Below are 19483 nucleotides of genomic sequence, written 5' to 3'. Positions count from 1 at the left end.
TTTGCGGACGCTTCTTGTACATATTTGCATCAGCGTTACGCTTAGCTTTATTCTATGTCACATCAAGGCGAAATCCTCCAAGAAGCCATCAAAAACAGCGGAATTTCAATTACGCGCATCGTGGATGAGTTGGGGATTACACGTCCTACTATCTACCGTAAATTCAAGGAAGAAACAATTGATTACAGCTTTGTAAAGAAGGTTGGTGAGATTATCAATCACGATTTTTCGAATGACTTTACATTGTTACAACAATCCTCTTTGCCATTTGTAACAAATCAGGTTCGTAACACTGTTTCACCGGTTGTTGCATCTCGTGTTACAGTTGTCCAAACGGCTGATTCTGACCCCTCACGCCAGCTTTTATTGCTTCAAGCAAAGTATATAGCGCTGCTGGAGGCCTATAACGAGCTTCTTTTAAAAGTGTATGGCCCGAAGTAACAGAATTGTTCCACGTGAAACATTTTTGTTCACGTGAACGATGGGCGCCGCGAGGCAAACGGACAGAAGTAGCAGAACGGACTACGAAGTAGAAGAACGTTGCTTAAATGTGTGGTTGACGGATAACAGTCCAAGCCTCATGTTGCACCTTTCGGAATCTCTGGAAAGCAGAGCCGAACTGGTTCTTGTTCGCCTTTAACTGGCGGAGCTGAAATACGGGACTCGCCGCCTTTTTAATGGCTCAGCCATCAACCCAAACTTATGAGATGATTTAAATGTCATCAAGGGAATCCCGACTGATGGCTGGTTGAAATCAACTGCTCATCCAATCAGACCGGAGCCACAATGGGAGTAAAGCAGAGTACAAGTGCCGAGCAAAAAAGCGGCTGCCCTTCCCAAGAAAAGCAGCCGTAGAGTTCAATAGTATAAACGAGGCGCCTCAAAGGAAGATGACTTCCTTGACCACAACTTCGCCGACCTCTGCATTGATTAGTTCGGCGACGCGGGTTTTTGCCATTAGCAATTCGTGCTTGAGTGGGGCAGAAGAAAGCCGCACGAACAGCCGGCCTTTATTCACATACACCTCCTGCGTTTTCAGCGCAACGGCTTTTCCCATTACCCGCTCCCAACTCGATACCACCGTTACCTCATTCAGCTTGCCTTGCAGGCGGTACGCGCGCACCAATGCTTCAAGCCCTTCTTTCAGCGGAATAATGTCGCCGGAGCGAGTAGGAGAGGAGGGCTTTTTCACGGAAGCAGGAAGAGGAGCACTGACCATGAAACTGGTCGGTAACGCGGGCACAAAGGTACGCCATCAGTGCCCCAAAAGAGGTTTGGCAAACGGCTAAACCGCCGCTACCGTACCGTTGCTGACCCGGAACCGGCGAATGGGGATGGTAACTCGTGAAAGCGCTTGGTCGGTACGCTCAAGGTTGGTATCGGTCAGGAAAACCTGGCCAAAGGTTTCGTCGGCTACTAGCTCTAACAGGCGAGCGATGCGCTTGTCGTCGAGGCGGTCGAAGATGTCATCCAGCAGGAGCAGGGGCTTGTGCTGCTGCTTGGCCGCTAGCAATTCGAACTGCGCCAGCTTGAGGGCGATAGCAAACGACTTCTGCTGGCCCTGCGAGGCGTGCGATTTCACGGGCATCTCTTCCATCAGGAATACGAAGTCGTCGCGGTGCGAGCCGGTGGTGCTGCGCTGCAACACGAAGTCACGCCGCTCGTTGAGCCGGAGCAACTGGGCAAAATCAGCATCCACCAGCTGGCTCTTATAAGTAAGGGTGACTTGCTCGCGGCCGTCGGCCAGCTGCTGGTAGTGCTGCTGGAAGATGGGCAAGTACTCAGCGAGGAAGGCGGCCCGCAACGCGGTGATTTGCTGGCCCAGCGGCGCCAGTTGCTCATCGAGCGCCAGCAGGTATTCGCGGTCGAAGCCGTGAGAGCCGACACCCTGTTTCAGGACAGCGTTGCGCTGACGCAGCAGGGCATTGTAGGAAATAAGCAGCTCGAGAAACTCGTGGTCGAGCTGGGCCATCAGGCTGTCGAAATACTTGCGGCGCTCCTCGCTGCCCTGGCGGATGAGGTCGGTGTCGTAGGGCGAAATGAGCACGGCGGGGTAGCGGCCAATGTGGTCGGCCATGCGCTCGTAGGGCTGCTTGTCGTGCGTGATAGTCTTTTTCTGCCCTTGCCGCAGGCTTACCTGAATAACTTCCTGATTTGCAGGATTATCATTGGTAAATGTGCCTTTAACTACAAAGAAATCAGCTCCTTGCTTGATGCAGAGCGCATCAGACGCGGAAATAGCGCTTTTGGTGAGGGAGAGGTAGTGGATGGCGTCGAGCAGGTTGGTTTTGCCGCTGCCATTGTCGCCGATAAAGCAGTTGAGCCCCGGGGAAAGGCGAAGTGCCGCGTCGTCGTAATTTTTAAAAAAAAGCAGCTGGAGGGAGTCGAGAGTCATAAGGTGCGGATTTGCCAGCAGTTTTACGTAATTTCGCCCTCCCAACGCGAATTATTTCTTTCCTTAAAAGTGCTATGGCGGATACGAAAGTAAAAGCTGCTTCTAAAAAACCAGCCGCCTCGAAGGCGACCAATGGTGCTGCCCCGAAAGCAGCCGCCAAAGGAAAGACCAATGGTGTTGAAACCGTGGCCCAGCCCGACCCCGTGATGCCCGGCACCGACCGCCCCACGGCCAAGGCTTCGGGCAAGGCCGCGCCGGCCCAGCCCGCGACTTCATTCCCGAAGGAAACTTACTTGCAGTGGTACGAGCAAATGCAGCTCATGCGCAAGTTTGAGGATAAGGCAGGCCAGCTCTACGGCCAGCAAAAAATCAAAGGCTTCTGCCACCTCTACATCGGCCAAGAGGCTTGTGTGGCCGGGCAGGTGTCGGCACTGGAGAAGGGTGACAAGTACATCACCGCTTACCGCGACCACGCCCACCCGCTGGCACTGGGCACCTCGCCCAATGCTGTGATGGCCGAACTGTTTGCCAAAGCCACTGGCTGCTCGAAAGGCAAGGGCGGCTCGATGCACATGTTCGATAAGGAAGTTGGTTTCATGGGCGGCCACGGCATCGTGGGCGGCCAGGTGCCAATGGGCGCGGGCATTGCTTTCGCCGAGAAGTATAACAAGACGGGCAAGCTCTGCATCTGTTCGATGGGCGACGGCGCGGTGCGCCAAGGCGCATTGCACGAGGCCTTCAACATGGCCATGCTGTGGAAGCTGCCGGTCATTTTCGTAATTGAGAACAACGGCTACGCCATGGGCACGTCGGTGCAGCGCACCTCGAACGTGACGGACCTCTATAAGATTGGCCTGAGCTACGACATGCCTTCGGAGCCGGTGAACGGCATGCGTGTGGAAGACGTGCACGAGGCCGTGGCCCGCGCCGCCGAGCGCGCCCGCGCCGGCGAAGGCCCCACGCTGCTCGAGTTCAAAACCTACCGCTACAAGGGCCACTCGATGAGCGACCCCGCCAAGTACCGTACCAAAGAGGAGCTGGAAGACTACCGCCACCGCGATGCCATCGAAGGCGTGCGCCACACGATTCTGACCAACAACTTCGCCACCGAAGCCGACCTCGAAGCCATTGATGAGCGCATCAAGGCCGTGGTGCAGGAGTCGGTAGATTTCGCCGAGAACTCGCCTTATCCCACGCCCGACGAGCTGTATAAGGACGTGTATGTGCAGGCCGATTACCCCTACATCCACGACTAAACCGGAACCGCTGTTAGCTGCTGGCTTTTAGCTGTTAGCTTTGCAGAATCTGACAACCCCTGATTTTAATCAAAAGCTAGCAGCTGACAGCTAATAGCTAGCAGCTTCTTTACTATGTCGAAGATTCCTTACACTGGCAAAAGCCAGCAGGCCCAGCAGGGCCGCCAGCAAGTAACCGAAAACGTGCCGGTTGACCCGCTGGCGCCGGCCGAAAACCTCGCGCCCGAAAACCCGCTGCTGGAAGACCCGGACGCGCTGGCCGCCCGCCTGGCCGAAACCGAGGATTTCGTGCGCGGCAACCGCAACCTGCTGCTGGGTATTCTGGCCGTGGTGGTGCTGGCCGTGGTAGGCGCTTTCGGCTTTTACACCTGGCGCAACCAGCAGGATTCGAAGGCCCAGGCCACGATGTTCCGCGCGGTGAATAACTGGGAGGCTGATTCGCTAACCAAAGCTATTAAGGGCGACGGCAAGGCCCCGGGTTTGGTGACGGTGGCCAATGAGTACGGCAACACCAAGGCCGGTAACCTGGCCAACTTCTATGCCGGCGTGGCTTCGCTGAAAAAAGGCGACTACAAAGCGGCCCTCGATTACCTCGAAGATTTCAGCTCGGACGACTACTTGGTGCAAAGCCGCGCCTATGCCCTGATGGGCGACGCGCAATTGGAGTTGAACAAGCCAAAGGAAGCCGCCGACCTGTATGCCAAAGCCGCCGACCACAACGCCAACGAGTACTTTTCGCCCGGCTACCTGCTGAAGGAAGCCACCGCCCGCGAAGTAGCCAAGGACGAGGAAGGCGCGCTGAAAGCCTACGAGCGCATCATCAACGACTACCCCACTTCGCAGGAAGTAGCCGAAGCCCGCCAGTACAAGGCCAAGCTGGAGAAATAAGCATCGAACGGTATTAATACCGTCGATTCAAAAATTGCGCTTCCCTGTGGGAGGCGCAATTTTTTTTAGTTGTCTTTTCCCGCTTTGGCTGCTCGAATGCCAGCCAGCCTCCGGGCGTAGTTTTGTGCTAAGCTAACCGGTGGCGCTTTCCTGCCGCTATCCAATCAGATTCCTGTTTTTCTCATGGCAACTTCCCTACAAAACCTGAGCGACTACGACGCCTCGTCTTTCATCGACATCAGCGAAAAGAAATTCGGCCTGGTGGTGGCCGACTGGAACCGCGACATTACCGACGTGCTCAGCGCCGGGGCTTACGAAACCCTGCTGAAGCACGGCGCCGTGGCCGATAACATTTTCCGCAATACCGTGCCCGGCAGCTTTGAGCTCACGCTGGGCGCGCAGTTTCTGGCGCAGCACGACGAGATTGACGCGGTGATTTGCCTAGGCGTCGTCATTCAGGGCGAAACCAAGCACGACGACTACATCTGCCACGCCGTGGCGCAGGGCATCACGCAGGTAGGGCTGAAGTTCAATAAGCCCGTTATTTTTGGGCTGGTGACGACTAACACGCTGGAGCAGGCTTGGGACCGGGCCGGTGGCAAGCACGGCAATAAGGGCGTGGAAGCGGCCGTGGCAGCCATCCAGATGTTAGGGTTTTAGCAGCCAAGGAAAAGCGCGCCGAAAGCCGTAACTTTGCGCCCGCAAAACCAGCGTGTAACAGCTAGTCTGAAGCAGGTTGGTTGATTTTAAGCGCTACCAAACCATTTAGCAACTGCTGGCGTTGGGGTGGCATTACCATCTGCCAATCCTTACCCATTTCCTTTTTTCTTATTCAATGAACGACGACAACATTCGCTATTCGCGGGAAGACCTCAACGAGTTCGACCAGATTATTCAGGAGAAGCTGACGGCCGCCCGCAAGGAGTTGTCGTTCATCAAAGAAACCCTGAACCGCAGCAACGACACCGGCACTGATACCACCGCTTCATCGGCCAAAGTGCTGGAAGACGGCGCTGATACCGCCGAGAAGGAGAGCATGAACCAACTGGCTTCGCGCCAGATGAAGTTTATTCAGCAGCTCGAAAACGCTCAGATTCGCATCAAGAACGGCACCTACGGCGTGTGCATCGGCACGGGCAAGCTCATTCCGAAGGAGCGTCTGCGGGCCGTGCCCCACACCCAGCACTCCATCGAAGCTAAAATGGCCCGCCGCGACTAAGCGCGCGCCATTCCTATACCTCGGTACCGGGAAGCCGGTGGTCAGAATGATTTTGACAGCACGTTTGTTGTCGCCCTCTGACCACCGGCTTTCCGGTACCGATTCGTTTTAACTAAACCAGTACCGTAGCGATACGGCACGCAACTTTTCTCCCCATGGGCAAGAAACATTTTTCAGACAACCAAGCGGACCGTCGCGGCGGCCGCAACGCGGGTGGCCCCGGCGGCTTCGGCAACAGCGCCGGCCGCAGCAACAGCAACGAGCGCGGCGGCAATGACCGTGGCGGCAATGACCGTGGCGGCTACGGCAGCGAGCGCGGCCCCCGCAACGGCGACCGCCCAGCCTACGGCAACGGCCGCCCGGCCAGCAACGGTGCCTTTGGCCGCCCTTCGAATGGCGCGTTTGGCCGCCCGGCTTCGGGCAGCGGTTTTGGCGGCAAGAAATTCGAGGGTGGCGAGAAGCGCCCCTATGGCAGCAGCTACGGCGGCGGCCAGCGCGACGGTGGCAGCGGCGGCTCGCGCCCTGGCGGCAGCAGCTTCCGGCCCGGCGGTGACCGGCCCTTCGAGCGCCGCGACGACAGCAAGCCGCGCCTGGGTAAGGAGCAGCGCACTGGCACCAGCTACGGCCGCACCGCCGAGCCGCGCAACTACGGCGTCGACCGTGGCGAGCAGCGCAACCAATCGGCCGATGCCCGCCCCATTCGCGAGTACCAGCCCAAGGAGAACTGGAACGGCCAGCCCTACCGCCGCGATGGCGAAAAGGCGGTGCCCCGCGGCCTGCCCGGCGAGCGCAATCGTAAATTCCAAAAAAGCAACCCCTACGAGCAGGCTGAAGACCGTGCGCCGCGCCCGAACGGCGGCAGCTTCGGCCGCAGCACGCCCCGCGAAAGTGAAGGCTTCGAACGCGGAGTTGAGCGCAGCGAGGAGCGCGGCCCGAACCGGCCCATCCGCGCCGCCCGGCCTTTCGAAGCTAACCCGCCGCAGCCCCGCGAGGAGCGCAGCGAGCGGCCGGAGCGCGACGAGCGTCGGAACTTCAATAACGAGCGTGCCGAAGCCGGCAACGCCGACTACCGTGCCGACCAGGCCGCGTTTGGCCGCAAGTTCACGCCCGGTGCATTTGGCCGCCGCGATGGTGCGCCCGCTGGCCGTAGTACCGGCGAGCGCCCCGGCACTTTCGAAAAACGCGGCTCGAAAGAGCGGTGGGCCCCCGCGCCCGGTAGCTTTGCCGAGCGCCGCGAGGCCCTGAAAGCCCAGGAACGCAGCGTGCGCCGCTCGGGAACCGGCTATGGCGCCACGCCCGACAAGCCACGCCCGGCCAGCCCGGTGCTCGACAACCGCGCCGACAAGCCCAAGTACGGCGAGCGGCCCGGCGAAGCGCCCGACTACAAGAACCTGAAGCACTACGAAGCCGACAAAACCCGCGGCAACAAGCGCCGCCGGGAGGAACTCGAAGACTTTGGCACCGACGAGACGCGCCTGAACCGCTACATTGCCAACGCCGGCATCTGCTCGCGCCGCGAGGCCGATGCGCTGATTGCCGCCGGCGAAATCAAAGTAAACGGCGAGGTGGTGACGGAGATGGGCTACAAAGTGCAGCCCGAAGACACCGTGCAATACGGCAAAACCAACCTCAACCGCGAAAAGGCAGTGTACGTGCTGCTGAACAAGCCCAAGGACTTCATCACGACCACCGAAGACCCCGAAGGCCGCCGTACGGTGATGGACCTCGTGGCCGGCGCTTCGAAGGAGCGCATCTTCCCAGTGGGCCGCCTCGACCGCAACACCACGGGCCTGCTGCTCTTCACCAACGATGGCGAAGTGGCGCAGAAGCTGTCGCATCCTTCGCACAAAAATAAGAAAATCTACCAGGTTGAATTGAGCCAGCCGCTGGCCGAAGACGACCTGCGCAAGATTTCGGAAGGCCTGGAGCTGGAAGACGGCAAGGCCGTAGTCGACGACGTGGCCGTAGTGGCGGGTAACGCGCACTTTGTGGGTATTGAAATCCACATTGGCCGCAACCGCATTGTACGCCGCATTTTCGAGCATCTCGGCTACGAGGTGGTGGCGCTGGACCGCGTGCAGTACGCCGGCCTCACCAAGAAGGACCTGCCCCGTGGCAAATGGCGCTTTCTGAGCGAGCAGGAGGTGATTCGGATGAAGTACTTCCTGTAAGACCTGCTTGCCGGAAATGAGTATTGGAACGTCATGCTGAGCGAAGTCGAAGCATCTCTATCGTAGAAGTAATTATTTACTCCCACAGTAGAGATGCTTCGACTTCGCTCAGCATGACGTTCTGTTTTTAACCAGACAGAAAAATAATGCACACCCTCGCCCTCGACATCGGCAATACGGCCGTGAAGGCCGGCGCTTTCGATGGCCCGTTGCTGCGTGAGATGGCGGCCGGCCTCACGGCGCAGCAAGTGCGCGAGTTGGTGCAGCGCTGGCAGCCGCAGCACGTGGTGGTGGCCTCGGTAGCCGAAGCCGCCGTGCTAGTGGTAGAAGACCTGCGCGACCTCGTGCCGGGCGAAATTCTGGCCTTCAGCCCGGCTACTACGTTGGTGCCGCTGCGCAATGCCTACGCCACGCCCCATAGCCTGGGCGCCGACCGGCTGGCGGCGGCCGTGGGCGCTGCCAAGCTGCGCCCGGGACGCGACACGCTCGTCATCGACGCGGGCACGGCGCTGAAATTTGACCTCGTGACAGCCGACGAAACCTACCACGGCGGCAGCATCGCGCCGGGGCTGCGGATGCGGCTGCAGGCGCTGCACGCCTTCACGGGGCGGCTGCCGCTACTGGAACTGCCGCCGGCCGATGCAACGATTCCGCTGGTGGGCGACTCCACTACCGGGAGCCTGCTGAGCGGCGTAGTGAATGGCACGGTTGCCGAAATCGAAGGCTTACTCGCTCAGTATCAGCAGCAGCACCCCGGGCTGGGGGTGGTGCTGACCGGGGGCGATGCCGCGTTTCTGGCAGCCCGGCTCCCGAAGTGTATCTTTGTCGTCCCCGAGCTGGTACTGCTCGGGCTAAATCGGATTTTAGCGTATCATGTTGACAAATAAAGTGATGGAAGGCCGGGTGCTGGCGATGATACTGGCTGGTGTGGCTGCATTGGCCGCCAGCGACGCGCAAGCCCAGGGCCTGGGCAACTCGCCCTACTCGCGCATTGGCCTCGGCGAATTCAACGCCAACACCGGCGGCGTGCGCCAGATGGGCATGGGCGGCACGGGGCTGGCAGCTCCTAATTCGGTCAACGTGAACGAATTGAATCCCGCGCTGCTTTATTACACGGGCCGTACCACTTTTGAAGCGGGCTACGTTGGGCAATACAAAACCGTGAAAAATGCCACGGCTTCGAGCCGCAGCGGCAGCGGCACGTTGGGCTATTTCGCTATGTCGGTGCCGCTGGCTTCGCGCTGGGCGGCCGCCGTAGGACTGAAGCCGCTGAGCGCGGTAGACTATGAATCGAACATTCTGCAAGCCGTCACTGGCGAGCCCGGTTCGCTGTCGCTGAAACAGTACAAGGGCACGGGCGGCGTTTCGGAGGCTTATTTTGGCCAGGGCGTGCGCATTGCCAAAGGGCTTACGGTGGGGCTCACAGCATCGTACCTGTTCGGCACCGTGGATGAAACGGTGGGGACTACCTTGCAGGTAGTGAACAACGTTGACCCGCTGGTGAAATCGGTGGACCGCCAGCATACGCGCTACTCCGACTTCGCTTTCCGGGCCGGAGCGCATTACCGGCAGAAGGTTGGCAAATCCATGAGCCTGAACCTGGGCGGTGTATATAGTTTCGGCCACAGCCTGCGCGGGCAGCAAACCAATACCCAGGAGCGGGAGAATACAGACGGCAGCCTCATCAGCGCGGCTGCTTTAATCAGCAATGGCCGGGGCAGCACCTACGTGCCAGGCCTGGCCCAACTGGGCCTGAGCCTCGACAACGACAAAAACTGGACCTTGAACCTGGATGTTGCCCGGCAGGAATGGTCGAAGTTTTCGAGCTTCGATAACAGCGGCCCGGCCCTGAGCAACACCATGCGCGTGGGGCTGGGCGGTGAGATTTCGCCCGACCCTGGCTCGGTGGAGCATTATTTCCAGCGCGTAACGTACCGCGCCGGCGTGAGCATGGGGCAGTTGCCCTACCAGCCGGGCGGCAAAACCCTCTACGACCGGTCGGTGAGCTGGGGCTTTGCGTTTCCAATGCCCACGGCTTCGGCTCTGGAGTCTACCACGCTCAGCCTGGGCTTCACCTACGGCCAGCGCGGCAATACCGACTTGCTGACTAGTGGGGCCAGCAACGTGCAGGAAAGCTACATCCGCGGGCAGTTGGGCGTGACGCTCAACAACCGTTGGTTTATCAAGCGCCGCCTGCAGTAATCACGGGTTTAACTGCATTATCGTTTTGTTCGAGTTCACGCGCGGTTTCAGTTTTGGCGCAACCCTGCTGCTGGGGCTGGCCCTGGTAGCCTGCGAAAAAAAGACGGCCGTGGGCCCGCCGCAGGTGTACACCGGCCCGCTGATGGAAACCACCAACGTGGTGGAGCTGGTGAGCGACTCGGCCAAGCTGAAGTTTCAGCTCACGGCCCCGTTGCAGCAGCAGTTTGATAACGGCGACTTTGTCTGGCCCAAAGGGGTGAAGGTGACCTTCTATTCGGCCGACGGCAAGAAGACGGTCATCAACACGCTCACGGCTAAATACGGCAAGTCGGATAAGGCCAAGAACCTCTACATTATGCGGGGCGACGTGCGGGTGGCCAACGTGCCCAACCAGCAGAAAATGAGCACCGAAGAGATGTTCTTCGACAAAAACAAACAGCTGATTTACACCGACACGGCCATGTTTGTGAAGGTGGAAACGCCCACCGAGTACATCGACGGCTACGGGCTGACGGCCAACCAGAACTTTTCGCGCTACAGCATTAAGCGGCCCACCGGCATTCTGGCCAAAACAGGGGCGGGGCTGTAGCCCGGCTGCTTTTTTCTCTTCCTCATGAAATTCGACAAAGACCTGCTGCGCACCGTGCTGTTTGCCGTGGGCGTGGTGGCCATGGTCATCGGCATCTACCAGACGTTGCTGTTCAACGACCTGATGCGCAACTACTGGATTTTCATGGTATCGATGGCCTGCTGGATGCCGCTGCTCTACTGGCGGCAGCAGGAGCGCGTGGCGGCCAAAATTGCCGAGCAGGAAGCCAAACTGGCCCGCCAGAAGCAAGCGCGCACGCCGGCCAAATCGGACAAAAAGCGCCGCTAGGCCCAGCTCCCCGATGCTGAAAGCACGTCGTGCAGAGCGTAGCGAAGCATCTTTACCGCAATAGTAAAATTTGTTTACTGTTGCGGTAAAGATGCTTCGCTACGCTCTGCACGACGTTTTTGGCGGTAATGAATGCCACCAACAGCCCACTTAAAACGGGTAATGCTTTGATTGCCGGCCAAATTCTGGTTATTTTGCGCCTCTTTTGACCAACACGGATTCGATTCTCTACATAAGTAAATGGCTTTAATTAACACGATTCGGGAAAAATCTGGCTGGGCGGTAGGCACCGTGGCCGTCGGGATGCTGCTCTTTATTGTGGGTGGCGACCTGGTGGGCGGCAAAAACCGCCTTTTTAACCGCAACGATACCGTGGTCGGCGAAGTGGCTGGCCAGAAAGTGGAGCTCGCCGATTATAACGCCGCCCTCGAGCAGGCCAAGCAGGCTTTTGTGGCTCAGCAGCAGCGCCAGCCCGACGACCAGGCCATGGGTTACCTGCGCGACCAAGCCTGGAACCAGACCCTCTACAAGCTGGCGTTTCAGCCCGAGTGGGACAAGCTGGGCCTGACGGTGAGCGACGACGAACTCGTGGACATGGTGCAGGGCGACAACCCGGCCCCCGGCATCCGGCAGGCGTTCACCGACAAGGCTACCGGCCAGTTCGATAAAGCCCGCCTGGTGGAGTACCTGAAGAATCTCGACAAGCTGCCCCCCGAAAACCAGATTGCTTGGCACAACTTCGAGGCCGGCCTGCCCGCCGAGCGCATCGCCAACAAGTACAACGCCCTGCTGAAAAACTCGGTGTACGTGACCACGGCCGAAGCCAAGCGCTTCAACGACAACCAGAACGCCCGGGCCACGGTGAAGTACCTGTTCGTGCCCTACGGCAGCATCTCCGATTCGGCCGTGAAAGTGACCGACGCGCAGCTGCAGGCTTACCTCGACAAGAACGCCAGCAAGTACAAAGTGGAAGCCGGCCGCTCGATTGAGTACGTGACCGTGCCGGTGGTGGCTTCGAAAGAAGACAGCGCCAACGTGAAGGCTTCGATGGCTGAGCTGGCCACGCAGTTTGCCTCGGCCCCCGTCGATTCGCTGTTCGTGTCGGCCAACTCGGAGCAGCCCTACAATAAGAACTTCCGCTCGCCGGCCGACCTGCCCGAGCAGCTCCGCAAGCAGCTGCCGCTGGCCACAGGCAAAATCTACGGCCCGTATGCTGAAGCCGGCACTTCGACGCTGTACAAAGTAACCGGCGTAGGCACCGGCAAAGAGCCCGCTGCCCGCGCCAGCCACATCCTCATCAAAGCCGACGGCACCACGCCCGAAGCCAAAGCCGCCGCGAAAGCCAAGGCCCAGGACATCCTGAATAAAATCAAAGGCGGCGCTGACTTTGCTGCGCTGGCTCGCCAGTTCGGTACCGATGGCACCAAAGACCAGGGCGGTGACCTCGGCTGGTTTAGCAAAGGCCGCATGGTGCCCGAGTTCGAGAAGGCCATTTTCGCGGCTACCGCGCCCAGCCTGCTGCCTAACGTGGTGGAGACTTCGTTCGGCTACCACGTGATTAAGGTAACGGCCGCGCCCACCAAGCAGACCTACCAGGTGGCCGAGGTGAAGAAGACCATCACCCCGAGCGAAGCCACTTACGACGCGGCCAATACCCGCGCCAACGAGCTGCGTGCCAAAATCACGGACCTCGCCAGCTTCCGCGCCGAGGTAGCCAAAGACAAAACCCTGCAGAAGCAGGAAGCCAAAAACCTCGATGCCAACGCCAACGCCGTGAACGGCCTGCAGAACGCCCGCGAGGTAGTACGCTGGGCCTTCGGCCACGGCCCGAACGGCAGCACCGCTAAGGTGGGCGACGTATCGGACGTGTTCACGGTGGGCGACCAGTTTGTAATTGCGGCCCTCACCGACGAGCGCGCCAAAGGCACCGCCACGGTGGCCAACCTGCGCCCCGAGCTGTCGGCGCTGGTGCGCAATGAGGAGAAAGCCAAGCAGATTATGGCCAAGCTGCCCAAAACCGGCACGCTGGAAGAAATGGCCACCAAGTACGGCCCCACCGCCCAGGTAGGCACCGCGCCCGATGTGATTCTCGGTCAGGGCAGCCTTGCCAACGTGGGCTTCGAGCCCTTGGCCGTGGGCAAAGCCTTCGCGCTGAAGCCCGGCCAGCACTCGGCCGCCATTCAGGGCGAGCAGGGCGTGCTGGTGGTGGAGCCGGTGAGCATTGCGCCCGCCGCCGCCGCCGGCGACCTGAAAGCCGTGCGCACGCAACTCGTGCAGCAGCGCGCCCAGCAGCAGGACGGCAAGATTTACGAGGCCATCAAGGCCCACGCCAACGTGCAGGACAACCGCGCCAAGTTCTTCTAAGCCGCGCGAAGCCAGTGTTTGAAAAGGGCCGTACCTTCGGGGGCGGCCCTTTTTTGTTGCCCGTAGCGGGGACGCTGCGAGTCCGCACATTACTCGCGCAGGGCAGGAGCCCAGCCCGTTCTCGTTGAACGAAGCGGGCTAATCCGTACGTTTACCCTCCGCAACCTGCCCGCTCGCCCGTGGTCTGTACTGGGCTCCCTGATTGTTGAAGCTTATGCGCCCTTCGTCGTTCTTACTCGCCGCCGCCCTCACGCTTTCAGCGCCAGTGCTGGCCCAGCCCGGCCGGAGCGGGGCCTGGGTGCCCGCCAGCGGCACCAGCCTCGCCATGGACTACGCCCGCCGGGGCGAGCATGAGAAGGTGGTGTTTTTATTCGAGAAGCTGCCGGTTGAGGAGCAGGTGAGCCTGACCGTATTCCCGGTGTACCTGGAGTCGCTGCAGGCGCTGAAACGCCATAAGGACGCCGAAAAACTGGCCAAAAAAGCCGTGAAGCTGCGCCCCGACGATGCCACGCTGCTGGTAACACTGGGCGCGGTGTACCAGGCCGCCGGCGATGCATCGGCCGCCGAGAAGCAGTGGCAGAAAGTGGTAGCCCAGCTCACGCCCGCCCAGGTGCTGCCGGTGGCCACCGAGTTCAGCCGCCGTGAGCTGCTGGCCTGGACGGAGAAAACCTATTTGCGCGGCCGGGTACTGGCCAAGAACGATACCGAGTACGCCCCGCAGCTTATTCAGCTGTACACCCAGACACAGAACCAGGCCCAGGTGCTGGCCGAAACCCTGCGGCTGGTGGCCCAAGACGACCGGCAGTTGCCTTTCGTGCGCAACATGCTCCAGAATGCGCTGCGCGAGGAAAAGGACTTCGATGCGCTGGAAAAACAGCTGCTAACGGCCGTGCAGGACAAGCCCGACCAAGCCGCTTACAGCGAGCTGCTGCTGTGGCTGCAGATGCAGCGCCACGACTTTACGGGCGCGCTGGTGCAGGCCCGCGCCCTCGACCGCCGCGCCCGCAGCGGCGGCATGCGCGTGCTGGAGCTGGCCGCTATTGCCCAGCAAAACAAGGACTACGAAACGGCCATCGAGGGTTTCGACTACGTGGCCAGGGAGTACCGCACTGGCCCGTACTACGCGACAGCCCGCCAGCGCCTGCTGCAGGCCCGCGAGGCCCAGGTGCGCGAAACCTACCCCGTAGACCCCGCCAAGGTGCGCGCCCTGGTGACGGAGTACGACCAGCTACTGGCCGAAATGGGCCGCAATGCCAACACCGCGTCCATCATCCGCAGCCTGGCCAATCTCTACGCTTTCCAGCTGAACGACCGGGCCAAAGCCATGACGCTGTTGCAGGAAGTCATCGATATGCCCCGCGCCAGCGACGAGGTGGTCGATGAGGCCAAGGTAACGCAGGGCGACCTGTACATTCTGAAAGGGGAGCCTTGGGAAGCCACGCTGCTATATTCGCAAGTCGAGAAGTCGCACAAGGACTCGCCGCTGGGCTACGAGGCCAAACTGCGCAACGCCCGCCTGAGCTACTACGCCGGCGATTTCAAGCTGGCCCAAAGCCACCTCGACATCCTGAAAGAAGCCACCACCCGCGAAATTGCCAACGATGCCATGCAGCTCTCGTTGCTGATTCAGGACAATACCGTAGAGGACACCCTCGGCCTGGGCCTGAAGGCCTACGCCGCCGTGGAGCAGCTGGTATTTCAGAACAAGATTCCGGAGGCCATCAAGGGCCTGGATGCACTGCTGGAGCGTTTCCCCGGCCACTCGCTGGCCGATGATACCTACTACCTCAAAGCGCAACTGCAGCGCCGCACCGGCGACTTTGCCGGCGCCATTGCCACGCTCGGCCGCATTACCAACAACCCCAAGGCCGACGTGCTGAGCGACGACGCGCTTTTTCTGCTGGCCCGTATTCAGGAGGAAGATGTGAAGGACAAGGTGCAGGCCCAGGCGCTGTACAACCAGGTGATTACCAAATTCCCGGGCAGCATTTACGTGGCGGAGGCCCGCAAGCGCTTCCGCAAGCTGCGCGGCGATGGCGTGCAGTAGTACCTACCCGAAAAACACGAACATCAACGCCAGGGCCAGGATGAACACGCCGTACATCAGCACGTCGGTGCCAATGTATTGCCGGTATTGGGCGTAGAATTCGCGGAGTTTGCGCATCAATGTCGGGGGAGGCCTCAAAGGTACGGCGGCGGGCGCGGGGCGGGGTTTGGTCGTACTTTTGACACCATTTTGACGAAGTATCCGATGCATCTATCCGCGACTAAGCGCTGGAATTATATCCCCCAACCCGACCCTGCCCAGGTTCACGCCCTCACCGAGGCCCTTTTTATTGCCCCTGAGATTGCGGCCCTGCTGGTGCAGCGCGGCATTGCCACGCCCGAAGCGGCGGCGGCTTTCTTCCACCCCGACCTGCGCCAGCTGCCCAACCCGCTGCTGATGCGCGACATGGACCGCGCCGTGGCCCGGCTCGCCCGCGCCCTGGAAGCCGGCGAAAAGGTGCTGGTGCTGGGCGACTACGACGTGGACGGCATCACCTCGGTGGCCACCGTGATGAGCTACCTCACGCCGCTGTTCGGCGTGGAGCGCCTGCGTGACTACATCCCCGACCGCTATACCGAGGGCTACGGCATCTCGCACAAGGCCATCGACACGGCCGCCGATAACGGGTTTGCCCTCATCATCGCTCTCGACTGCGGCATTAAAGCCGTGGAGCAGGTGGCCTACGCGACCAGCCGGGGCGTCGATTTCATCATCTGCGACCACCATTTGCCCGGCGATGAGCTGCCGGCCGCCGTGGCTGTGCTCGACCCCAAGCGCGCCGATTGCCCGTACCCATACAAGGAGCTTTCGGGCTGCGGCGTGGGCTTCAAGCTGATGCAGGCGCTGGGCGAGCACCTCGGCCTACCAAAGGAACCGCTGCACGATTTGCTCGATTTGGTGACGGTGAGCATTGCCGCCGACATCGTGCCCATTACCGGCGAAAACCGGGTGCTGGCTTCCTACGGCCTGCGCCGTTTCAACGAAGACGACCACTTGCTGCGGCCGGGCCTAGCGGCGCTGCGCGAACTGGCCACGCTGCGCGAAGGCGCGCTGGGCATCAGCAGCCTGATATTTGGATTTGCGCCGCGCATCAACGCGGCCGGGCGCATGGGCGATGCCCGCCGCGCCGTGGCCATGCTGCTGGCCCCCGACCAGCAGGAAGCCCGCTACACCGCCGAGGTGGTGGACCAGATGAACCAGCAGCGCCGCGGCTCGGACCAGCACACCACCCAGGAAGCGCTGGACATGATTGCCGGCGACCCCGTGCTGCAAAACGCCCGCGCCACCGTGCTCTATAAAGCCGACTGGCACCAGGGCGTGCTCGGCATCGTGGCCTCGCGCTGCCTCGACCAATATTACCGCCCCACCGTCATCCTCACGCAGCGCGATGGCAAGGCCACCGGCTCGGCCCGCTCGGTGGCGGGGTTCGATGTGCACACGGCCCTAGAAGCTTGTTCTTCGCTGCTCGACCAGTTTGGCGGGCACCGCGCCGCCGCTGGCCTCACCCTGAAGGTGGAGAACGTGCCCGCTTTCCAGCGCCAGTTCGAGCAGGTGGTGGCCGATACGCTCACCACCGAGCACCTCGTGCGGCCCGTCGAGATTTCGGCGGTGCTGCCCATAGCGCGCATCACCGAAGAATTCTTCACCGAACTGCACCGCATGGAGCCCTTCGGCCCCGGCAACCCCAACCCGGTGTTTGCCTCGCAACGCCTGATTGCCGTGCCCCACAGTGCCCGCGTGGTGGGCACCGGCCACCTCAAGCTGCGCCTCGCCGCGGCCGATGCGCAGGGCCCGGCGCTGGATGCCATCGGTTTCGGCTTGGCCGACTACCTGCCCCAGATTGAGGAAGGCAAGCCCTTCAGCGCTTGCTACACCGTGGAAATGAACGAGTACCGCGGCCAGCGCAGCGTACAGTTGCGCCTGCTGGACGTGCGCTGGGAGTAGGGGTTATAGGGTTTTTGGGGTAGGAGGGTGTGGGGGTAGGAGGGTAGGAGTTTGGTCAAATGACTCACACCATCCTACCCCCACACCCTCCTACCCTAAAAACCCACCACATGATGACGGGCTGCAGTGGCAGCCGACCCCAGGCCACCCAGCCCGGAATGTGCAGCTGCTCATGAATGAGGGCCATATACACGTTGGCGGGGAACACGGCCACTAGTAGCGCCAGCAGGCCCCAGCCGGCCAGACGGCGCGTTTGGACCGGCAGCAGGCCCAGGCCGCCCAGCAGCTCAGCCAAGCCGCTGAGGTACACCAGCAGCAGCGGCTGCGGCAGCTGCGGTGGCATGATGGCCAAGTAGGTGGCCGGGCGCAGGAAGTGCAGCAGGCCCGCGCCTACGAATAGCAATGCCAGCGCGTAGCGGCTTAGGAGGCGAAGGGACATATGGTGGCGAAGCTACCGAATTAAAAAAGCCCCGGCACTGCGTAGTGCCGCGGCTTTTCAATTGAGCCTGTTATGCAATAACAGACGGGCTTTAGTGGGCCGCGTTCAAATCAATCTTCTCGGCCGTTTTGGCGCGCTTGATGAGCAGCACCAGTGGCAGGCAGACGACGAAGAATGCGCCAATCATGGTGAACACCTGCGAGTAGGTGATGATGGACACCTGCTTCATCAGAATGCCTTCGAGGGCGTAGTAAGCCTGCTGGCGGGCCTGCTCCAGCGGGAAGCCGTGGGCGAGGAAGTTCTGCGTGAAAGCCTGGATGCGCTGCACGGTGTTGCTGTCGTAGAGCGAGATGTGGGCCAGCGGGCTCACGCGGTTCTGGGCGATGCTGCGCTCCAGATAGGTGCCCACGATGGCCACGCCAAACGAGCCGCCGAGCTGGCGAATCATGCCGGTGAGGCCGGCGGCCTGGCCGGCATCCTTGCCCTTTAGGCCAGCCAGGCTCATTGTCGTAATGGGCAGGAAAATCAGGCCCATGCCCAGGCCGCGCACCATCAGGGGCCAGAAGAAGTCGTCGGGGCCGGCGTTGGGCGAAATGATTTTCGCCATCCAGAAGGTGAAGATGAAGAAGATGAAAAAGCCCACCGGAATCATAAACTTCTGCGGCACGCCGGCCTGCAACGCCCGCCCGATAACGGGCATCATAAAGCCGGAAGCCAGCGCGCCGGGCAGCAGCATGTAGCCCGTTTGGGCGGCCGTGAAGCCCAGAATGCGCTGGGTGAAAATCGGGAAGATGAACACCGAGGCGAACATGCCGAAACCCAGCACAAACGACAGCACCGCGCCCACGGCCAGGTTGCGGCTCTTGCCCAGCACGCGCAAGTCCACGATGGGGGCTTTGGCCGTGAGTTCGCGCCAGATGAAGCCGATGACGCCAACGGCGGCCAGCAGCACGAACGTATTGATGTAGGCGCTTTCGAACCAGTCCTCGGTTTCGCCCTGCTCCAGCACCAGCTGCAGCGAGCCCACGCCCAGAATCAGCAGGCCCACGCCCCACCAGTCAATCTCGCGCAAGGGCCGGGGGATGGCATTTTTGATGCGCTCAGGGTCGCGAATGAAGGTGAGCGTGAAGATGGCGGCCAGAATACCTACCGGCACGTTCACGTAGAAAATCCAGGGCCAGTCGTAGTTGTCGACGATAAAGCCGCCCAGCGTTGGGCCGATGGTGGGGCCGATAATCACGCCCATGCCGAACAGGGCCTGGCCCAGCGGCAATTGCTTCGGCGGGAAGGTGTCAATCAGAATAGCCTGCGACGTGGCCATCAAGGCGCCGCCGCCGATTCCCTGGATGAAACGAAACGCCACCAGCTCCCAAATGTTGGTGCTTTGGCCGCACAGCATCGAGGCGATGGTGAAGATGAGCACCGACACGAAGTAGTAGTTCTTGCGGCCGAACTGCTCGGCCAGGAAGCCGGTCATCGGAATCACAATCACGTTGGCGATGCCGTAGGCGGCCACCACCCAGGTTACTTCCTGCTGCGTGGCCGAGAGGTTACCCATCATCTGGGTCAGGGCCACGTTCACGATGCTGGTATCAATGAGTTCCAGCAAGCAGCAGAGGACCACAGTCACAACGATAATCCACTTGGTAAATCCGGTTTCCATTTTATATCTGTTTTATGG

17 protein-coding genes are annotated in these 19483 nt (G+C 60.7%); 13 read left to right on the top strand and 4 right to left on the bottom strand.

Annotated elements, in window-relative coordinates; all coding sequences use genetic code 11:
• The first annotated feature begins 54 nt into the window (after positions 1–54).
• The gene (locus MON38_RS12740; protein WP_241936553.1) at positions 55–441 is read left to right on the top strand and encodes a helix-turn-helix domain-containing protein; all 387 of its coding nucleotides are present in this window, start codon (positions 55–57) and stop codon (positions 439–441) included.
• A gap of 439 nt (positions 442–880) precedes the next feature.
• Here MON38_RS12740 and MON38_RS12735 read toward each other — a convergent pair whose 3' ends face one another.
• A complete protein-coding gene (locus tag MON38_RS12735; protein WP_241936552.1) occupies positions 881–1192 on the bottom strand; it encodes a DciA family protein in 312 nt (103 codons plus the stop codon).
• A gap of 93 nt (positions 1193–1285) precedes the next feature.
• Positions 1286–2395 (bottom strand): DNA replication/repair protein RecF, encoded by a 1110-nt coding sequence (gene recF / locus MON38_RS12730; RefSeq protein ID WP_241936551.1) that lies wholly within the window; start codon positions 2393–2395, stop codon positions 1286–1288.
• A gap of 206 nt (positions 2396–2601) precedes the next feature.
• Between recF and pdhA the strand changes: the two genes are divergently transcribed.
• From pdhA to recJ, 12 genes are all read left to right on the top strand, one after another.
• Entirely contained in the window at positions 2602–3651 is a 1050-nt protein-coding gene (pdhA, locus tag MON38_RS12725; protein WP_422388744.1) for a pyruvate dehydrogenase (acetyl-transferring) E1 component subunit alpha, read from the top strand.
• A 114-nt stretch (positions 3652–3765) separates the two neighbouring features.
• The gene (locus tag MON38_RS12720; protein WP_241936549.1) at positions 3766–4539 is read left to right on the top strand and encodes a tetratricopeptide repeat protein; all 774 of its coding nucleotides are present in this window, start codon (positions 3766–3768) and stop codon (positions 4537–4539) included.
• Between the two features lie 183 nt (positions 4540–4722).
• Complete coding sequence (gene ribH, locus MON38_RS12715; RefSeq protein WP_241936548.1) at positions 4723–5199, top strand: 6,7-dimethyl-8-ribityllumazine synthase; 477 nt, start codon at positions 4723–4725, stop codon at positions 5197–5199.
• 175 nt (positions 5200–5374) lie between these two features.
• A complete protein-coding gene (locus tag MON38_RS12710) occupies positions 5375–5758 on the top strand; it encodes a TraR/DksA family transcriptional regulator (protein ID WP_208173963.1) in 384 nt (127 codons plus the stop codon).
• Positions 5759–5913: 155 nt separating this feature from the next.
• Positions 5914–7929, top strand: a complete 2016-nt coding sequence (locus tag MON38_RS12705) for a pseudouridine synthase (protein WP_241936547.1) — start codon at positions 5914–5916, stop codon at positions 7927–7929.
• A gap of 146 nt (positions 7930–8075) precedes the next feature.
• On the top strand, positions 8076–8816 hold the full coding sequence (locus tag MON38_RS12700) for a type III pantothenate kinase (protein ID WP_241936546.1): 741 nt from the start codon (positions 8076–8078) through the stop codon (positions 8814–8816).
• Positions 8803–10131 carry a BamG family beta-barrel-assembly machinery protein gene (gene bamG / locus MON38_RS12695; protein WP_241936545.1) on the top strand — a complete coding sequence of 443 codons (1329 nt, stop codon included), beginning with the start codon at positions 8803–8805 and terminating at the stop codon, positions 10129–10131. The genes MON38_RS12700 and bamG overlap by 14 nt, the downstream gene beginning before the upstream one ends.
• Positions 10132–10156: 25 nt before the next feature.
• A complete protein-coding gene (gene lptC, locus MON38_RS12690) occupies positions 10157–10720 on the top strand; it encodes an LPS export ABC transporter periplasmic protein LptC (RefSeq protein WP_241936544.1) in 564 nt (187 codons plus the stop codon).
• A gap of 24 nt (positions 10721–10744) precedes the next feature.
• On the top strand, positions 10745–11008 hold the full coding sequence (locus MON38_RS12685) for a hypothetical protein (RefSeq protein ID WP_241936543.1): 264 nt from the start codon (positions 10745–10747) through the stop codon (positions 11006–11008).
• A gap of 240 nt (positions 11009–11248) precedes the next feature.
• Positions 11249–13372 (top strand): peptidylprolyl isomerase, encoded by a 2124-nt coding sequence (locus tag MON38_RS12680; protein ID WP_241936542.1) that lies wholly within the window; start codon positions 11249–11251, stop codon positions 13370–13372.
• 214 nt (positions 13373–13586) lie between these two features.
• Positions 13587–15419 (top strand): tetratricopeptide repeat protein, encoded by a 1833-nt coding sequence (locus MON38_RS12675; RefSeq protein ID WP_241936541.1) that lies wholly within the window; start codon positions 13587–13589, stop codon positions 15417–15419.
• A 204-nt stretch (positions 15420–15623) separates the two neighbouring features.
• Positions 15624–17363 carry a single-stranded-DNA-specific exonuclease RecJ gene (gene recJ, locus MON38_RS12670; RefSeq protein WP_241936540.1) on the top strand — a complete coding sequence of 580 codons (1740 nt, stop codon included), beginning with the start codon at positions 15624–15626 and terminating at the stop codon, positions 17361–17363.
• A gap of 64 nt (positions 17364–17427) precedes the next feature.
• On the opposite strand, the gene MON38_RS12665 is transcribed toward recJ, so the two are convergent.
• Complete coding sequence (locus MON38_RS12665; protein WP_241936539.1) at positions 17428–17802, bottom strand: DoxX family protein; 375 nt, start codon at positions 17800–17802, stop codon at positions 17428–17430.
• Positions 17803–17893: 91 nt separating this feature from the next.
• The gene (locus MON38_RS12660; protein ID WP_241936538.1) at positions 17894–19465 is read right to left on the bottom strand and encodes a DHA2 family efflux MFS transporter permease subunit; all 1572 of its coding nucleotides are present in this window, start codon (positions 19463–19465) and stop codon (positions 17894–17896) included.
• Positions 19466–19483 lie beyond the last annotated feature (18 nt).

This window comes from Hymenobacter cyanobacteriorum (assembly GCF_022631375.1).
Classification (GTDB): domain Bacteria; phylum Bacteroidota; class Bacteroidia; order Cytophagales; family Hymenobacteraceae; genus Hymenobacter; species Hymenobacter cyanobacteriorum.
This window is presented reverse-complemented; position numbering and strand designations above follow the sequence as displayed.

Coding starts and splice junctions, on each gene's coding strand:
- pdhA (WP_422388744.1), top strand. CDS start 2,602: ATGCCCGGCACCGACCGCCCCACGGCCAAGGCTTCGGGCAAGGCCGCG.
- MON38_RS12710 (WP_208173963.1), top strand. CDS start 5,375: ATGAACGACGACAACATTCGCTATTCGCGGGAAGACCTCAACGAGTTC.
- MON38_RS12685 (WP_241936543.1), top strand. CDS start 10,745: ATGAAATTCGACAAAGACCTGCTGCGCACCGTGCTGTTTGCCGTGGGC.
- bamG (WP_241936545.1), top strand. CDS start 8,803: ATGTTGACAAATAAAGTGATGGAAGGCCGGGTGCTGGCGATGATACTG.
- MON38_RS12700 (WP_241936546.1), top strand. CDS start 8,076: ATGCACACCCTCGCCCTCGACATCGGCAATACGGCCGTGAAGGCCGGC.
- MON38_RS12675 (WP_241936541.1), top strand. CDS start 13,587: ATGCGCCCTTCGTCGTTCTTACTCGCCGCCGCCCTCACGCTTTCAGCG.
- MON38_RS12665 (WP_241936539.1), bottom strand. CDS start 17,802: ATGTCCCTTCGCCTCCTAAGCCGCTACGCGCTGGCATTGCTATTCGTA.
- MON38_RS12660 (WP_241936538.1), bottom strand. CDS start 19,465: ATGGAAACCGGATTTACCAAGTGGATTATCGTTGTGACTGTGGTCCTC.
- ribH (WP_241936548.1), top strand. CDS start 4,723: ATGGCAACTTCCCTACAAAACCTGAGCGACTACGACGCCTCGTCTTTC.
- MON38_RS12720 (WP_241936549.1), top strand. CDS start 3,766: ATGTCGAAGATTCCTTACACTGGCAAAAGCCAGCAGGCCCAGCAGGGC.
- MON38_RS12705 (WP_241936547.1), top strand. CDS start 5,914: ATGGGCAAGAAACATTTTTCAGACAACCAAGCGGACCGTCGCGGCGGC.
- MON38_RS12740 (WP_241936553.1), top strand. CDS start 55: ATGTCACATCAAGGCGAAATCCTCCAAGAAGCCATCAAAAACAGCGGA.
- recJ (WP_241936540.1), top strand. CDS start 15,624: ATGCATCTATCCGCGACTAAGCGCTGGAATTATATCCCCCAACCCGAC.
- recF (WP_241936551.1), bottom strand. CDS start 2,395: ATGACTCTCGACTCCCTCCAGCTGCTTTTTTTTAAAAATTACGACGAC.
- MON38_RS12680 (WP_241936542.1), top strand. CDS start 11,249: ATGGCTTTAATTAACACGATTCGGGAAAAATCTGGCTGGGCGGTAGGC.